General features: G+C 44.5%; 13 protein-coding genes and 1 riboswitch. Of the genes, 1 reads left to right on the plus strand and 12 read right to left on the minus strand.

Annotated elements, in window-relative coordinates:
* Positions 1–341: 341 nt before the first annotated feature.
* Positions 342–1,550 (minus strand): PAS domain-containing protein, encoded by a 1,209-nt coding sequence (locus BLR65_RS19190; protein WP_176772768.1) that lies wholly within the window; start codon positions 1,548–1,550, stop codon positions 342–344.
* A gap of 292 nt (positions 1,551–1,842) precedes the next feature.
* Between BLR65_RS19190 and BLR65_RS19195 the strand changes: the two genes are divergently transcribed.
* Positions 1,843–3,063, plus strand: a complete 1,221-nt coding sequence (locus tag BLR65_RS19195; protein WP_176772769.1) for a Crp/Fnr family transcriptional regulator — start codon at positions 1,843–1,845, stop codon at positions 3,061–3,063.
* A 724-nt stretch (positions 3,064–3,787) separates the two neighbouring features.
* Here BLR65_RS19195 and BLR65_RS19205 read toward each other — a convergent pair.
* The 11 genes from BLR65_RS19205 to BLR65_RS19255 all read right to left on the minus strand — a co-directional run bounded on the left by BLR65_RS19205 (position 3,788) and on the right by BLR65_RS19255 (position 16,979).
* Positions 3,788–5,590: an LTA synthase family protein gene (locus BLR65_RS19205; protein ID WP_093795792.1), complete on the minus strand. Its 1,803-nt coding sequence runs from the start codon at positions 5,588–5,590 to the stop codon at positions 3,788–3,790.
* A gap of 6 nt (positions 5,591–5,596) precedes the next feature.
* Positions 5,597–6,649, minus strand: coding sequence for a nicotinate-nucleotide--dimethylbenzimidazole phosphoribosyltransferase (locus BLR65_RS19210; RefSeq protein WP_093795793.1), 1,053 nt, complete (start codon positions 6,647–6,649; stop codon positions 5,597–5,599).
* On the minus strand, positions 6,642–7,682 hold the full coding sequence (gene cobT / locus BLR65_RS19215; RefSeq protein WP_093795794.1) for a nicotinate-nucleotide--dimethylbenzimidazole phosphoribosyltransferase: 1,041 nt from the start codon (positions 7,680–7,682) through the stop codon (positions 6,642–6,644). Before cobT ends, BLR65_RS19210 begins: the two co-directional genes overlap by 8 nt.
* A gap of 82 nt (positions 7,683–7,764) precedes the next feature.
* Positions 7,765–7,953: riboswitch (cobalamin riboswitch) on the minus strand.
* Between the two features lie 57 nt (positions 7,954–8,010).
* Positions 8,011–9,174, minus strand: a complete 1,164-nt coding sequence (locus BLR65_RS19220) for an ABC transporter substrate-binding protein (RefSeq protein WP_093795795.1) — start codon at positions 9,172–9,174, stop codon at positions 8,011–8,013.
* Between the two features lie 383 nt (positions 9,175–9,557).
* Complete coding sequence (locus BLR65_RS19225; protein ID WP_093795796.1) at positions 9,558–10,505, minus strand: tripartite tricarboxylate transporter substrate binding protein; 948 nt, start codon at positions 10,503–10,505, stop codon at positions 9,558–9,560.
* 139 nt (positions 10,506–10,644) lie between these two features.
* Complete coding sequence (locus BLR65_RS19230) at positions 10,645–11,592, minus strand: tripartite tricarboxylate transporter substrate binding protein (RefSeq protein ID WP_093795843.1); 948 nt, start codon at positions 11,590–11,592, stop codon at positions 10,645–10,647.
* A gap of 147 nt (positions 11,593–11,739) precedes the next feature.
* Entirely contained in the window at positions 11,740–12,690 is a 951-nt protein-coding gene (locus BLR65_RS19235) for a Bug family tripartite tricarboxylate transporter substrate binding protein (protein ID WP_093795797.1), read from the minus strand.
* Between the two features lie 153 nt (positions 12,691–12,843).
* Positions 12,844–13,791: a tripartite tricarboxylate transporter substrate binding protein gene (locus BLR65_RS19240; protein WP_093795844.1), complete on the minus strand. Its 948-nt coding sequence runs from the start codon at positions 13,789–13,791 to the stop codon at positions 12,844–12,846.
* A gap of 95 nt (positions 13,792–13,886) precedes the next feature.
* The gene (locus BLR65_RS19245; RefSeq protein WP_093795798.1) at positions 13,887–15,374 is read right to left on the minus strand and encodes a tripartite tricarboxylate transporter permease; all 1,488 of its coding nucleotides are present in this window, start codon (positions 15,372–15,374) and stop codon (positions 13,887–13,889) included.
* A gap of 16 nt (positions 15,375–15,390) precedes the next feature.
* Entirely contained in the window at positions 15,391–15,822 is a 432-nt protein-coding gene (locus BLR65_RS19250; RefSeq protein ID WP_093795799.1) for a tripartite tricarboxylate transporter TctB family protein, read from the minus strand.
* On the minus strand, positions 15,819–16,979 hold the full coding sequence (locus tag BLR65_RS19255) for an ATP-binding protein (RefSeq protein WP_143122617.1): 1,161 nt from the start codon (positions 16,977–16,979) through the stop codon (positions 15,819–15,821). Before BLR65_RS19255 ends, BLR65_RS19250 begins: the two co-directional genes overlap by 4 nt.
* Positions 16,980–17,216: the final 237 nt, after the last annotated feature.

The following is a 17,216-nucleotide window of genomic DNA, read 5'->3' on the forward strand; positions in this document are numbered from 1 at the left end:
GGCCATTATCGGCAGAGTATAACGGTGCAAAGGGTGCTTCATCAATCTGGCTGAAAACGTGTTCGTAAAATATGGGAGCCCAACTGGCCATTAAGCGTTTTTGTTGACTGGGGTGTAAATGCTGGAAGTCATCAAACAAGCGTTCCTGAAGGTGTGAATTATTTTTGCGAAACATTTATATTCGCTCACTTTCAAATATCGTTATGTTTATAATAATAATATTCGACTTCAAGCAGAAAATCCCTGTTCGCAATACCTACAAAACCTTATTTCATAAGGGCTTTAGGTCATTTTCTCTCGGCAACTGATACCCCTGTGCAGGGGGAGTTTTCGCAGTAGAATCATGTATTCAAACAGTATTTTTTCAGTTCAACCCGTTTATCTTTGGCTAATAAGAGGTATTCGCTGATAATGGTATTAGCACGGTTCAGTTCTTCCATCATTAAAACCAAACGATTTTCATACTTATGTAACTCAGCCTCACGGACCATTATTTGCAAATAGCCGCAAACCGTTGTTAAAGGGTTGCGTATTTCATGGGCGACACTGGCAGCCATCGCTCCCGCCATATTCAGCTTGTCAACACGGGTGGCAAGGCGATCCAGTTCTTTACGGGCGGTGACATCCCGGATAATGCCGTCAAGGTAAAGCAAAATTCCTTTTTCGTCATAGTGGGGAACACACTTATTCTCAATCCATATTATATGGTTATCTTTGCGAATTAAACGCAGCGAAAGAGGCAAAGAACTATCTTCTCCCGTGGCGTTAATGAAAGCCTCATACGCAGGCAGATCATCAGGATGAATCAAACTACGCAGCAAGCCGGCATCGTCATAATATTCACCGGCACTATAGCCGGTGATGGGAAGTATGGACGGACTGATATACTCCAATTTAGGTTCAGGTAAAAGCCGGTAACGGTAGATGATGTCTACCGCACCTTCCGTTAACAGCCGAAAGTAAGCTTCCCGCTCAAGCAAATCGGCGCGGGTTTTTTCAAAATACACAATTAACGTACCGGAGGCAATAACTAGCCGTAATATTCCGCCAATGGCGTAATTCGCGGAAGTTATCCAGGGCAATCCTAAACCGAGGGTATAAAGGGTGCTGGCGGTAAGCAGGCCCCAGAGGATAAAGGCATAGCCGGTAATGCGGTTGCCGATGCCCTTTATTTTTAAATCATAGATAAAAGAATGACCAGTAGTGATCAGGATTATGCCGGCGAACATGGCGGGAAAAGCGTGTTTAAACCAAAAGGGTAAATCCAGGAAAGCTGCGGTAATGCTGATTACTGTCACGGCAGTGGCACCGTACACCCACCAACGGTTAAACGGTCTGCCGACAAAAAGATATTGGCCCCACAGAAACAATAGGATTGTGCTGTTATACGTTATTTGAAAGATAATAAATCCGGTCAGCGATTGTTTCCATTCAAGCATCCCGGAGTCAAAAAGGACCAGCCGCACGGAAAAGGCGACCCAGGTTATGATCCAAATCCCCATATAACGTTCGCGGTATAGAACGTAAAGATAACTGTAGACAAGAATCATACAAAACATTCCGGCTACCGCGCATAATATTGCCAAGCTCGCGTGATTCACGAAAGTTCACCTTATTTCAAACATTATTGATCGGTTCAAGCATTTAACAAACATTATTTTACTACTTCCCTTTGTAATAATTACTCGAAATGAGTAATAGCTTACCAAATTTATACAAAATAGAGACCCTTTATTCAAATGATGTATTTGAATAAAGGGTCTCTATTGTCAAAAAAGATCATTTTTTCATGACACGATGATAGGTAATGCAGCTTATTTCCTTAATTTTCAATCAAAGGAGGTGATTGACTTTGAAAACATAATGCCCTCTATTCGATCATCCGCTACAAAAAAACCGAAAAAAAGGAGCGAAAAAAAAATTATGACAAACGTGGTTAGCTTATCTGACAAATCCATCACCATCGGAATTGCGACAACACCGCAAGAAAAAAAAGAAATTTTCCGCTTTCGTTACCACATTTACGCAAAAGAAATTGGCCATCGGCTCGCATCCATTGACCATCGTAAAGAAATGCTATGTGATGAATTAGATGAAGGAGGAATACTGTTATATGTTAAGACAGAAACAAATTTGATCGGTACTTTGAGAGTGAATATTGGATATCTTCAAGACTTCCCTCCATATATAGTGCGTAATTTTTTATTGGACCGGTTTCAGAACTTTAATAGTTATAATGGCAGTCAACTCTATGCATATAATTCAAAAGGCATTATATCTTCAAACTACCGTCGCTCTGGAATACACCATTTGTTGGAAGAAATAAGTTACAAACTTTATTGTGATAACCACGTTCATTTTAGCTTCGGTAATTGCAATTCTTATTTGCTCCCCTTTCATGAACGATACGGCTACCGACGCTACACACGCAATTGGGCCGACCCGGATTACGGCCTGCAAGTACCACTTGTCTTATTAATAGACGATATCGCATACTTGCAGACCGTAAGCTCCCCTATATTTAATGTGGCTTATAACAGAACCGTACCAAACGATCAAACCCGCAAATGGTTCTACCGGGAATTTCCCGAAGCTGCAAAAGTAATCAGCAACCGTGCGGTCACGGAAGATGTTTATTGGGCTTACCTGAGCAAATGTCTACAACATTCCCCTCATAAGGCAATTCCGGTACTCCACGGAATTCCTGAATCGGCGGCCAAAAAGTTCGTCCACAGTTGCGGCGCAATTCTTAAATGCCACACCGGCGAGCCGATAATAACCTGCGGAGATTCCGGTAATGAACTGAATATTTTACTTGCCGGAAGACTGGAAACTTCGGATGGTAAATACATATTGCCAGGACAGTTTTTTGGCGAAGTCGGTTTAGTTAATCGTACTAAGCATATATTAAATGTTTTGGCAAGCACCGATGTAAAAATTCTTGTTTTGTCTTTCCAATATTTTAAAAAATTCAGTTATACTTACCCTGATATTTCCCGTAAGATTTTACAAAACTTAGCGGCAACAGGTAGCCTTAAATCCCGGACAAGTTCGTCGTTTTAGGTTTTCGTTCCTTACTTCTATACATGTAAATTGCCGCTTTAAGAAAACTGAAAAATCCGGTTGATTTTTGAGCCGGGTTTTTCTCTGAATCTGTGAGTCAAGGGACGGCAGACCGTGGGAAAAACATCATTACTATTTCATTGCAAACAGTGCTCTTCAACAGAAATTAAAAATCATTTGCCAATTAATAATAAGGAAGTATAAGAAACGAACAACTAGCCTTGTTATGTTAAGGCTAGTTGCTCGTTTTTTATAGTTTAATATGACTATTGGTTGGTCAGATGGCTATCAGCTTGGGTTGACCAAACTCTCTTTACCGTTAAACGAATTAGGGTTTCACACGGTCTGCCGTCACTTGACTCTTCACTCACACTGCATTCTTCGGACTTTTTTTCTCGAACATTCGTGGGAATATAAAGTTCTTTATGATTTTGCCAATGCCGTCCACTATGCGTCTGATGCGGCAACAGACTGGGCCAGAATCGGTTAATTCAAACAGAATCTGATTAATGTATCTTAACCCCCTTAAGTCAAACACTCCAAAGCAAGGATTTGGAGCTAATATCCAGTTCAATTTTAATCGTAAATTTTTTCTAAAAATAAAAGACAATTGAAATCTCCAAGCAAACTCTTGCTTGGATTTCAATTGTCTTTTACTAATAGTTAGAAAATATATATGTCTGGCGGCAGCTGCCGCTGATACTGAATGTCCCATATGCTCCAGCTAACGCTTACCATAGTAACTGCTGCAAATAATTTTATCGGCTACTTCCCAGCCTTGCACAACGTGTGCCTGTTCCCTCTCGTCTGCCACCTGTCCCATTAACTGTCCGTCAGTTAGTACAGCAAAATCCTTGCCTGTATTAAGCAGGTTTCTGCCTATCGCCGTATGACCGTACTCCTGTTCATCAATTCCCATGAGATAGGCAACTGTCGGCAAAATATCGATCTGGCCGCCACTTGTCATAATTCCCTGACCGGTTAAACCTTTCTGGTAAATAAGGAACGGTACCTTATGGTGGTTATCCTGCCACCAGGTATCGGCTGGCGTGATAGCATTTATTTCCTGGGAATAAAATCTATGTACCCCGGTATGATCGCCATAAATGACAATGACGGTGTTATCCAGCAAATTTCCCTGGTCAAGCAAAGCAAGAAAATTGCCGATTTGCCGGTCGGTATAGTGCACCGTATGAAAACTCCTGCCTAACATCGTACCGGCAAACTTTTCGTCAGGTTCCAGTTCTTTATACTCGTCCGGCAATTCGAAGGTCGTGTGGTTTGTGAGTGTGATCATGAAGGCCAGGAAAGGCCGATTCCGCTCTTGAAGGATAGGCGCCACCTGCCGAAAAAATGAGCCGTCGCTTAATCCTAAGCCAATTCGCTCCTCCATAAGAAAATTGGAGGAATCCAGACACAGTTGATAACCAATTGACTCCATGTTGTACTGCCAATTCCAGTAGGACTTATTATCAGGATGAATGGCCAGTGTCGTATAGCCCCGCTTGGCCATCAGCTTAGGCAGCGAATTATAGGTGTTATTGGGATAACGGAAGTACTCGGTTCCCCGGCGCAGCGGATAAATAGACGTATTGGCCATAAATTCGGCATCGGCGGTCGTACCGTTGCTGACCTGTTCATAAAAATTAGGAAAATAAAGACTGTTCTTCAGTAAACGGTTCAAATTCGGTGTAATCTCTTTACCGCCTAGCGAATTTTTTAAGTAAAAGCTCTCTAAGGACTCCACCTGAATGAAAATGAGGTTCTGCCCGGCAAACATCCCTTTATATTCGTTGTCCGGACGCATTTCCCTATTTTCTCTATACCAGGCTGCGATTGCTTCTTTTTCAGAATCAGTCAGTATGAGCGGTCTGGAGTCAGCTACATAATTATAAACATCAAAAAGATGATAACCCAGCGGCGACAAGCCGGTAACCGTCTGGCTGGGAGCCCAGCACACCGTAAACAAATACTGTCTTTGGCCACGTTCAGCCGACAAATCAAATACATAATGGGCATAAAACAAATAACAAACTGCAAGACCGAGCAGGCAACCGGCCAGCCGCCTGCCTGTCGCCGGCTGCTCACACCGCCGGTGAGCCAGTCCGGCCAAAACCAACAGAACAGGAATATCCCCAAATAGCAGAATGTCCTCTTCCCGGGCCATAGACAAAATACTGCCGCCTAAGTTGGTCAAATTAGCCGTCTGGCTTAACACATGCAAAGAAAGAAAAGTACCAAAAGCCCGAAAATGCCACAGGTCAAACAAAAAGAGGACAGACAGCAAGCAATTTCCCAACAGCAGGAGCCAGAAACGGCACCGACCGGTTAACAGCAAAACCAAAGAAAGCGGCATAATAAGAAAAGCCAGGTAAACATTGTAGGTCGGCACAATGGACCATACATCCCCGCAAGCGGCTTTAAAAAATTCGGTATAGTTTACGACACCGACTAAAAGGACGGATTTAAATACCAAGGCACTTAATGTACCCAGCCATACTAGCCAAAATTCATGTACTTTTGCCATAGTCGATCAATCCCGAACATCTTTACTTTGCCGCAAAGCCCCCGGTCCGTCCTGCGCTACGGCAACTTCAGCCTCGCCGAAAGTTTTCATATCATTCAGCATATGAAGGGTTGCATGAATAATGGACATTCCCAGCGCCGCCCCTGTCCCTTCTCCCAGATTCATTTTGAGTTGAAGATAGGCCGGTATAGCCAGAAGCTGCAGGGCCGTTTGATGAGCCGGTTCCTCGGCAAAGTGTGACCCCAGCAAATATGGTGTAACATTGGGCGCCAGCTTCACAGCCAGCAGCGCTGCAGCCGTTGTCGCCATTCCATCCAATATGACAGCCGCCCTGCCGGCAGCCGCCCCCAGAATAACGCCAACCAGCCCGGCAATGTCCAGACCGCCCACTTTGGTTAAGACAGCAAGAGGATCAGCTGCATCCGGACAATTAACGTCCTGTATTTTTTTCACAAGCGCCGCTTCCTGCGCCGTCAAACCAGGCAGTGTCCCGTCATAATAGCAGGCGACAACCGCCAGAGCGGCAATCAGGCCGCCTGTTCCAGTTTCACCCAAACCAATCACTTGGCAGCCGTGTGCCAGTTCCGACCGGACTACTTTTATCCCTGCCTCAATTGCCTTTACCGCCTGCTCGCGTGTCATCGCCGGCCCCTTGCTGCTGTCGTTGCTGCCATACGCCAGTTTTTCATGGCAGATCAACGGCGACTGCGGCAAATCGGCAGCAATGCCAATATCCACCATAACGGTCCTGGCCTGAACATGTCCGGCAAACACCTGAATTGGTGCCTTTCCCTGGCAGAAGGCGGCTAAACGGGCACACGTTGTCTCCTGTGGTTGACTATAAGCAGTTGCCACACCATGATCGGCAGCCATAATAATAATACTTTTTCTTAGAGTGCGCGGCCGGGGATCGCCGGTAATTCCCGCAAGTTTACAGGCAATCTGTTCAAAAGAAAGAAGACTGTTTAAAGGCTTGGTCAGATTATCCACTCTAAGCCGGCATTTTTCCATAGCTATGCTGTCCAGTGGTCTTATGGCTGCAATGTACTCTTCAAACATCGGCTTTGCCTCCCAGATTATTTAACAACTTAATAACTAGATAAAGCATGTCCACCACCATCGAAGCACCAATGCCTTCTCCCAGCCTGACTCCTAACTCCAGGCACGCTTCCAAGTGGAGCTGGCGTAATGCAATAATATGGGCCGGTTCACCGGATAAGTGTGATGCAAACATATACTCTTGGCAGAGAGGGTGAATCGCATTGGCGATCAAAGCCGCTGCCGTCGTGTTAAGCCCGTCGATAACCACAGGACAGCGATTGGCTGCCGAACCAAGAATGACACCGGCTAGTGCGCCTAACTCAAAACCGCCGACCTTGGCCAGGACATCAAGTCCGTCGGCAGGGTTTGGCTGATTGACAGCTAAGGCTTGGCCGACAATGTTGATTTTAGCCTGCAGCCTGCTGTCCGATATTCCGGTACCCCGTCCGGTGACTTTTTCGGGTGACAGCCCGGTAAAGGCGCCGACAATAGTTGCGCTGGCGGTTGTATTGCCAATACCCATTTCGCCCAGACAAAAGCAACGATATCCGTGCTTCACCCGGTCATTGACAATTTCGATTCCCGTCTCGACGGCTTGTACGGCCTGCTCCCGGGTCATCGCCGGACCTTGGGTAAAATCCTGTGTGCCATAAGCAATCTTTCTATGCCATAATCCCGGAACATGCGATAAATCTCCTGCCACGCCCATATCAACCACAACCATGTCCGCTCCGCAGAAATTGGCAAATGCATTGGCACTGGCTCCTTTCGAAACCAGGTAATTCACGGTCATATGAATTGTGGTCTCGATTGGGTAAGCGCTGACTAGACGTCTGGCTACGCCGTGATCGGCTGAAGCCACTACCGTACACGGTTTGGGCAACATAGGATTCAGCTCGCCTGTTATGCCCGCGTATTGCTCAACCATGTCTTCCAACCGCCCCAGGCTGCCTGTTGACTGTAGCACGTTCGCCAACCTGGCTCTCACCTGTTCTTTTACTGCGGCATCTGAAGCCGCGATTTTGGCTAATGTTTCCTGCAGTAAAGTCATAATACCCCCTGTTATTGCTTTTCGATAATTAAAAGTAAAAGGCTTTTTTGGTTACCCAAAAAAGCCCTCTTGTCCATGAAGGATGGTATTGTGGTATAAGGCAGGTCTCCTGGCTCCCGGTTCATTGATACTTACGCCTTCCCCTTGACGAGTGGCCGTGTAAGATCTCCGCGGTACAGTGGCGGGCCCGCGCCTATGTAGGAATATAATGAATCCCTACTCAGACTTCCCTATTCTCCCCCTGAGGGGCACCTTATCCGTCATCTATGCTATTCCAAGGATATTATATCAAAGGGCCGCGAAAACCGTCAACGGCCAATTCTCTGCATTACGGTTTTACCGTAGCTTTATACATTTGTTTGCCATCTTTCATTTCGATGATAACTGCGTTTTTAACAGCATCATGAGTAGCATTTAACGTGGTCGAGCCGGTTACTGTCGGAAAATCCTTGGTAGCAGCTAATGCTTCCCGGATTTTTGCCGGTTCGGTGCTGTTGGCCCGTTTGATCGCGTCAATTAATACATTGGCGGCATCATAACCAAGTACGGCCATGGCATCAGGTGCCTGTCCATATTCCTTTTTATAAGCTTCAACAAATGCTTTGGAGGCCTCACTGGTATCATCAACTGAATAGTGATTGGTAAAATAGGTATTGTTCAGCGCAGCCGCAGTACCAATTTCAACTAATTTAGGCGAATCCCAGCCGTCGCCACCGATAATTGGAATAGTAATTCCGAGTTCCCGGGCCTGCTTAACAATTTTACCTACTTCTTCGTAATAACCGGGTACATAAAGGACTTCGACATTGAGGGCTTTCACCTTGGTCAGAATGGTTTTGAAGTCCTGGTCTTTTTGCAAATAAGCTTCTTCGGCCAACACCTCGCCGCCACCTTTAGTAAAGGCGTCTTTAAAGAATGCGGCCAAGCCTTTGCTGTAGTCACTGCTGCTGTCAACCAGCATCGCCGCTTTTTTAAGCTTTAACGTATTAAGTACAAAATTGGCGCCTACGGTACCTTGGAATGGGTCAATAAAACAAACACGGAAGGTATAGTCTTTTACTTTGTTGGTTTTCTCATCAACTGTGACCTTCGGATTGGTTGCGCCTACAGCCAGAAAAGGGACTTTGGCAGACTCCGCAACACTGGAGGCGGCAATGGCATTAGAGCTGGCAAACATCCCGGTAATGGCCACAACTTTATCCTGAGTCGCTAATTTAGTCATTGCATTGGCTGCTTCAGACGGTTCACTCTTGTTATCCGCAACAACAGCCTGAATCTGTTTGCTCAGCACGCCACCTTTGGCATTGGCTTCTTTAATTGCCAGCTTGGCGCCATTGGCTGATGAGGTTCCCATTGTAGCGTTGCCGCCTGTCATTTCATTTAAGAGTCCGATTTTGATGTCATTGGAAGAACTGCCACAACCAGCCAAAACACCAGCCATCACTAGCACGGCCGTCAGCACGGCAACCATTTTTGCACTTGTCCTGCTCATCTTTGTAAAATTTCCCCCTCTTTTTTTCTTGGCCGTACTAACATGCCTACCTATCAAATTCTCATCTAATTATTTTCTACAATGAATCGGTTCAGGCTATAGAAATTCGGCCTTGTATAAAAAAACACGTAAAAGTATACTGTCTGAGTACTTTTATAGTATTTTTTTAATCTTGTTCATTATAGTTCTACATTATATTACATTCCTAATGCAAATTCAAGATAATTAGTGATTGATATCACTAATTATCTTGAATTTTTTTACCTTTTGTCCTTATATAATATACATAGATATTATTTGTCTCCTTATTATACTACTTATCGCATTTATTAAATACAAAAAACAAGTGTGCACTCACGCACACTTGTTAAAGTTTACTGCTATTATTTTTTCTGAGCCGCGATAAGTTCAGCTATGCCGGTTTCTTTGATTGTCTTTGTTAATTTAGCATTATCTTCTATCCATCTTGCGCTGAATTCTTCAGGTCCCATATATTGGATAGAAATTCCCCATTCCTCCATATTCTTTTTAAACTCAGGATCCTCAATCATTTTTCTAAATCCCTCAGCCAGTCTGTTTTTTTCACCTGCAGCCAAACCCTTCGGAGCTGCAATCCCATTCCAAAAGTTAAACGAAATATTAATCCCTTGCTCCTTAAAAGTTGGCACATTCTCAAAACCTGGAATTGTTGATCTACTTGCTTCCGCTACCCCCAAAATTCTAACTGTGCCATTTTTTATATGATCGGTTAACACAGCAGGATTAGATACACATATAAGCTGTACATGCCCCCCTAGGAGAGCTGCTAGAGATTCCGCTTCGCTTCGAAAAGGCACTTGCGCAATCTGAATGCCCGCTTCCTGAGCAAACATTTCCCCTGCAACATGAGTTCCCGTACCCAGCCCTCCGTGAGCAAATTTGATTTCACCCGGATGCTGCTTTGCGTAACTAATTAATTCACGCAGATCTTTCCAAGGTTTTTCAGAACTTGTTGCCAACACAGTGGGAAACGCTATGACATTAACTAACGGCTCTAAAGCGGTAGGATAATGGTATCTTGTCTGTCCATAAAGAGGCTGCAGCATTAAGCTCGGACCAACCATTCCAATAGTATAGCCATCCGGGCTAGCGCCAGCAAGTTCATTCATGCCAATGGTGCATGCTCCACCGGGAATATTAACTACAATCAAGGGTTGTCCCAGATACTTTTGTGCAAACCCTTCCAATACTCTTGCCAGCATATCCGTGCTGCCGCCAGCGGCAAACGGTACAATCATAGTAATCGGTTTTGCCGGGTATTTCTCGGAAACCACACTTTCCTTTGCTCCCATAGTACACCCTCCCGTCATAATCGCGACACTTAAAAAGATTATAGTCAAAATAGGAACTATCCTATTACCATTCACTTTACCCCTCCATTCTTGGTTAATTTTTACTATCAATAACTTCAACCAAAGAATTTATCGGATATTATTTTTTCTGCGCCGCAATAAGCTCAGCTATTCCGGTTTCTTTTACTATTTTGGTAAGCTCTTCATTATCTTTTATCCATTCTGCACCGAACTCCTCAGGGCCCATATATCCTACTGATATCCCCATTTCTTCCATATTTTTCTTGAATTCAGGATCATCAATCATTGCTTTAAGTCCTGCTGCCAGCTTTTCCTTTTCGGCCGGCGGCAGACCTTTGGGGGCGGCGATCCCATTCCAAAAACTAAATGCAACATTGATTCCCTGTTCTTTAAAGGTTGGTATATTCTCAAAGCCAGGAATCGTTAGTCTTTTTTCGTCGGCAACTCCTAATACCTTTATCGTGCCGTTTTTTATATGTTCTTTTAGCACAGCCGGAGAAGCAGCGAAAATAAGCTGCACATGTCCGCCTAACAAAGCGGCAAGAGATTCTGAGCTACCCTTGAAAGGAACCTGTTTAATATCAAGGCTTGTTTCTTTTGCAAACGTTTCTCCCACAATATGTTCCATTGTACCCAAGCCTGAATGGCTAAACTTTATTTCGCCCGGATGTTCTTTGGCGTAACTGACTAACTCACTCAAATTTCCCCATGGCTTGTCCGCCAGAGTAGCTACTATTACAGGAGTATCTACAACCTTTACCAGAGGGTCCAAGGCTGTCGGATAATGATAGCGTGTCTGCCCGTAAAGCGGCTGTAATATTAAACCCGAGCTAACAGCCCCAATGGTATAGCCATCCAGTTTTGACCCGGCAAGTTCGTTCATGCCAATGGTACCTGATCCCCCTGGCATATTGACCACAATCACCGGTTGTCCAAGATGCTTTATGGACGACTTTTCCAAAGACCGTGCTATTATGTCCATACCGCCACCAGCAGCAAACGGCACAATGATCGTAATCGGTTTTGCCGGATATTTCTCGGAAACCACACTTTCCTTTGCTCCCATCGTACAACCTCCCGTCATAATCGCGATGCTAAAAAAAATTATCATCAAGACCGGAACAACCTTATTGTTAGCCACTTTACCCCCCCATCCTTGGTTAACTTTTATGCCTTTATTATCAATAACTTCAACCAAAGAATTTATCAACCATTACTTTTTCTGCGCGGCAATAAGATCTGCTATTCCGGTCTCTTTGACTATTTTGGTTAGCTTCGTATTATCTTCGATCCATCTTGCGCTGAATTCTTCAGGTCCCATATATTGAACTGACATTCCCAGTTTTTCCATATTCTTTTTGAACTCTGGATCATTAATCATTTCCTTTAACCCAGCTGTTAGCCTGGCTTTTTCGGCTGGAGGCAGACCCTTGGGAGCGGCGATTCCCGTCCAAAAGTTAAAAGCAACATCAATTCCCTGTTCTTTGAAGGTTGGCACATCCCCAAATTCTGGGATATTTAATCTAGTTTCATCTGAGACTCCTAGTATTCTAATGATTCCGCTTTCAACATATTCTTTTAAAACAGCCGGATTATATGCAATCATAATCTGAATATGCTTGCCCAAAAGAGCCGCCAAAGATTCTGGTTCACCCCCCGGGAAGGGAACTTGTACGATATTAATACCAGTTTCTTGGGCAAACATTTCTCCCGTAACATGTACTGCCGTCCCTAAGCCAGAGTGGCCATACTTGATTTCACCGGGATGCCGTTTAGCATAACTAACTAATTCGCTCATATTTTTCCATGGTTTTTCCGCGAGAGAAGCCACTACCACGGGTGAGGATACAATATTAACCAACGGTTCCAAAGCAGTAGGGTAATGGTATCTTGTTTGCCCATAGAGTGGTTGTAGTATTGCGCCCATACTAACAACTCCAATTGTATAGCCATCAGGTTTGGCAGCGGCAAGCTCATTCATACCGATAGTGCCTGCACCGCCAGGTATATTAACCACCACCAGGGATTGACCCAGATGCTTCTGGGCAGACTTTTCCAAGGCACGTGCTATCATGTCTGAACTGCCGCCAGCAGCAAATGGCACAATAATTGTAATCGGTTTTGCCGGATACTTCTCGGAAACCGTACTTTCCTTTGCTCCCATAGTACACCCTCCCGTCATAATCGCAATACTTAAAAAGATTACCATCAAACTAGAGACCATCTTATTACCAACCACTTTATCCCTCCATCCTTAGGCTACTTTTCAATTTCTATACTTTCTATTGCAATAACCTCAACCAAAGGATATCAATCATTACTTTTTCTGCGTGGCAATAAGTTCGGCTATCCCGGTTTCCTTAACTATTTTGGTTAGTTTTGCATTATCTTCTATCCATCTTGCGCTAAATTCGTCAGGCCCCATATATTGGACTGACATGCCTAGCTCTTCCATATTCTTTTTGAACTCTGGATCATTGATCATTGCCTTAAGCCCTGCTGTCAGCCTTGCCTTCGCATCCGCTGAGAGTCCTTTGGGGACAGCGATTCCATTCCATAAACTGAAACCAACATTTATTCCTTGTTCTTTAAAAGTTGGTATATTTTCAAATCCCTGAAGCGTTAATCTATGTTCATCTGTAATGGCTAACACCTTTATTGTGCCATTTTTGATATGTTCTTTTAAAGCAGCAGGAGTAGCTGCAAAAACAAGCTGTACATGATCACCCAATAGAGACGTTAGTGCTTCTGCATCTCCCCTAAATGGCACCTGCTTAATACTAATATTAACCTCTTGGGCAAACATTTCACCTGCAATATGTGTCCCTGTACCCAATCCGGCGTGACCGAACTTAATTTCACCAGGATGCTGCTTAGCGTAACTCACTAGTTCATTTAAATTATTCCACGGTTTATCAGCCAAAGTAGCCATTATTATTGGCGATGATACAATATTAACTAATGGCTCTAAAGCAGTAGGATAATGATATCTCGTTTGACCGTAAATTGGTTGTAAAATTAGGTTAACTCCAACAATTCCTATTGTGTATCCGTCTGTTGGCGCACCCGCAAGTTCATTCATTCCAACCGCGCCTGCCCCTCCAGGCATATTCACCACGATGAATGGCTGTCCAAGATCCCTCGGTGCAGATTTTTCTAATACTCGTACTATCATATCCATACTTCCGCCAGCAGCAAACGGTACAATGATCGTAATCGGTTTTGCGGGATATTTTTCCGTAGCCATACTTTCCTTTGTTCCCATAGTACACCCCCCTGTCAAAATTGCCATACTTAAAAAGGCGGCCATTAAACTAAAAGTAAGCTTACTTCCAGACACTATATCCCTCCTTTGGGTTATTATTTTCTTTGGCCCCTAGCCCAAGTTACTATATTGAAAAGCAGCAAAATCATTCCCAGCAGTAAAATCGGTCCTGAAAGCGGCCGCGTGAAGAAAGAAGCGATTTTTCCGTCACCAATAATTAAGCCCTGCGCCAAGCCATTTTCCAATATCGGCCCCAGCATAAGCCCCAACAGCAGCGGTGCCGGTTCATAGCCTGCCTGTTTCATGAAAAAGCCCAGAATGCCAAAACCGGTCAGAAGCCCCAGGTCAAAAAGGCTATTATTGATGGAATATGCCCCTGTCATGGTAATAATCAAAATAATAGGCATTAAAATTTTCATCGGTGTCTTCAGAATATAGGCGAACAATCCCACCAGCGGCAAATTCACAATCAACAGAATCACATTGCCTATATACATACTGGCAATAAGCCCCCAAAACAAATCCGGTTTTTGCGTCATCAGGGTCGGCCCTGGTATAATTCCGTGAATCATAAAACAACTAAGCAACAGAGCATCAGAAGGAGAAAAGGGAAGACCCAAGGACAGCAGCGGAATCATGTTCCCTGACGCCGCCGCATTATTCGCCGATTCCGGGCCGGCAACCCCTTCAATCGCTCCCTGCCCAAATTCTTCCGGATTTTTGCTCCGCTTTCTTTCTACAGCATAGGAGGTAAATGTCGAAAGGGTGGCTGTCGGCCCGGGCAGTAAGCCGATAAAGAAACCAATTATGCCGCCGCGGAAAATTGGCATAATCGAGCGTCGACACTCTTCCTTATTTGGATATAACTCACGAAACCGGACAGACTGCAGAGCCTCTTTGCCTTCCGCATGCACCATCGTATGCAAGATCTCGCTAATGCCAAATAACCCCATCGCCACAATGGAAAACTCCATACCGCGCTGTAATTCATCCACATCAAAAGTAAACCGGTTGATGCCTGTCAAACTATCCAGCCCGATCGTACCCAACATAATTCCTACCGTAACCATCAAACCGGATTTGAGCATTGACTTGCCGGTCAATTTCATCAGAATCAATAATCCCAGCACAGCAATCGCAAAATACTCCGGTGGTCCAAAGGTCACCGCGGCTCTGGACAGCAGGGGAGCAAAAAAAGTTAAGCCAACAAGCCCCATCGTACCAGCAAGCAAAGATCCAACCGCCGCCACCGCCAATGCGGCTCCGGCCCGCCCTTTTTTAGCCATGGCATAGCCGTCGATACAGGTTACTACCGAAGAAGCTTCACCGGGAACATTTATAAGAATCGATGTTGTCGAGCACCCGTATAAGGAACCGTAATATATTCCGGCAAACAGAATCAGGGAAGTCGTGACATCCATCGTAAAGCTAAAAGGCAAAAGCAAGGCCATTGTCCCTACCGGTCCGATACCTGGCAGGACCCCCACCAGGGTTCCAATCAGAACGCCTGTTACGCAAGCCAGCAAATTTGCCGGCGATATGCTCACATAAAAACCATTGACAAGCATCGCTAGTATTTCCACTGCATCCACTCCAGCCTTACGGCAAATTAGTACCTAACAACTCGTAAAAAATAACATAGAAGCTTAAGGCAATCCCCAGGGAAAAAAGGCAGGGAAAAAACCAGCCTTCTGTCTCCGCTACTTTGAATAAATAAAACAAAATAATCATCGTGGCCAACAAATAACCAACTAATTTAAGCAGAATGATATAGCCTATCATACCGATAATCAAAAATATCAGTCTTCGCCAACTTATGTCATTCAGAGCGTTTGCCGCTTCCTGTCCGCCTTTCTTGAATAGTGTAGCAATACATAAGGAAAATGCCAGAATAACGGCGATACAACCTGTTATGACCGGCAAAAAACCGGCTTTAGGCGCCTGAAGACATCCAAAAGACAATTGAAAAGCAAAATGAGTATACAGCGTCGTCGTTACCAGAAAAAAAATCACTACCAGCTTTTCGCTCATTTCCTCACCTCATTGTCCGGCTGTGCTGCCTGCGAAAAAGTAATCGTGAACCTGGCTCCCCCTCCCGGTACGTTTTCCGCAACCATCCGGGCATTATGGCGCTGAATAATGCGATAACAGACAGCCAAACCAAGACCTGTACCCGTTTCTTTGGTCGTGAAAAAAGGCGTTCCCAGTTTGTCGATAATTTCTGACGGAATGCCGGTTCCCTCGTCGGTAAATGTCAGAAATACCCTAGGCGCATCACTGTATGTGCAGATTTTTATCATGCCACCCTGCGGCATCGCTTCTATCCCATTACGGACAATATTCAATATAACCTGGCGCAGACTGCCGACATCAAGCATAAGAGCTGGAACATCCTTAAGATCCAGTTCCAGTTGACAGTTATAACGCAATACGTCAGCTTCCAGCAGGGGAGCTACCTCACGAATGACGGTATTTAAATCGCTTTCTTTAAAATCCATCACTTTGTTTTTGGCCAATGACAAAAAATCGGTAATGATCCCATTGGCCCGGTCAAGCTCATCAATCATTAAGAGAAAGTGGGATTTATAGGTTTCAAATGCCTGTTTATTCCCAATGTACTGCAGAAACCCTCGTACCGTTGTCAACGGATTACGCACCTCATGGCCAATGCTGGCCGCCATCTCGCCAATGATATTTAAGCGGTCAAGCCGGGCCATACGTTCGGTTTGCTCGCTGATATATTGTAAAATCGGGTTAAGTTCCGTTATTTTGCTATGGAACTTTTTTCCATGCCCATCGACAATGGCATCAGCAAATAAGGAAAGTTCGCGTTTAAAGCGGATAAAGATTTCCTGAAATAATATAATCGCAATGATCAAAGCAATAACACTGCCAAGCATCGTCTTTTCATAGGTGCGCAGTATGTCTGCTTTAACTTTATCCAGATTGTCACAGGCAAAGATATAACCAACAATCTCTCCTTCGCAGCGGATCGGACGCACAAAATATAATATTTGCGCACCATACCACAGTACGGAATGCTCCTGCCTGCCAACTGTTACTGTATCGGCTTGAAATAAATTTCCAAACAGGCCCGGATCATCAAGCGCCAGCAGCGACTTATCCATTTCCGGCCCAATGGCAACAATGCGCTGCAGCTTGGTAGAATAGATTCCAAACTTGACCACATAAGTGGGGATGAAGATGTTATTCAATACAGGCTGCAATTGTTCATTAAGCAGCACTACCTGTTGTTCCCGGGATTTTTTATCGGCACTCGGATTCTCATTCGTTTCCAGTAGATAGCGGACAGGAAGGTTTTTTCAATATGAGCAGTGAAATTCTCCATAACCCGCGTATGTGCGGTAATTCTTTCTTCAAAAGCTATCCATTGATGATAAAAAGAAAAAAATAGCATAAATGCT

Source organism: Sporomusa acidovorans (genome assembly GCF_900101845.1).
GTDB lineage: Bacteria > Bacillota > Negativicutes > Sporomusales > Sporomusaceae > Sporomusa > Sporomusa acidovorans.

Excerpts from the sequence above, each read along its gene's own strand:
- BLR65_RS19190 (WP_176772768.1), bottom strand. The coding sequence starts at position 1,550 with ATGATTCTTGTCTACAGTTATCTTTACGTTCTATACCGCGAACGTTAT.
- BLR65_RS19205 (WP_093795792.1), bottom strand. The coding sequence starts at position 5,590 with ATGGCAAAAGTACATGAATTTTGGCTAGTATGGCTGGGTACATTAAGT.
- BLR65_RS19210 (WP_093795793.1), bottom strand. The coding sequence starts at position 6,649 with ATGTTTGAAGAGTACATTGCAGCCATAAGACCACTGGACAGCATAGCT.
- cobT (WP_093795794.1), bottom strand. The coding sequence starts at position 7,682 with ATGACTTTACTGCAGGAAACATTAGCCAAAATCGCGGCTTCAGATGCC.
- BLR65_RS19220 (WP_093795795.1), bottom strand. The coding sequence starts at position 9,174 with ATGAGCAGGACAAGTGCAAAAATGGTTGCCGTGCTGACGGCCGTGCTA.
- BLR65_RS19225 (WP_093795796.1), bottom strand. The coding sequence starts at position 10,505 with ATGGGAGCAAAGGAAAGTGTGGTTTCCGAGAAATACCCGGCAAAACCG.
- BLR65_RS19230 (WP_093795843.1), bottom strand. The coding sequence starts at position 11,592 with ATGGGAGCAAAGGAAAGTGTGGTTTCCGAGAAATATCCGGCAAAACCG.
- BLR65_RS19235 (WP_093795797.1), bottom strand. The coding sequence starts at position 12,690 with ATGGGAGCAAAGGAAAGTACGGTTTCCGAGAAGTATCCGGCAAAACCG.
- BLR65_RS19240 (WP_093795844.1), bottom strand. The coding sequence starts at position 13,791 with ATGGGAACAAAGGAAAGTATGGCTACGGAAAAATATCCCGCAAAACCG.
- BLR65_RS19250 (WP_093795799.1), bottom strand. The coding sequence starts at position 15,822 with ATGAGCGAAAAGCTGGTAGTGATTTTTTTTCTGGTAACGACGACGCTG.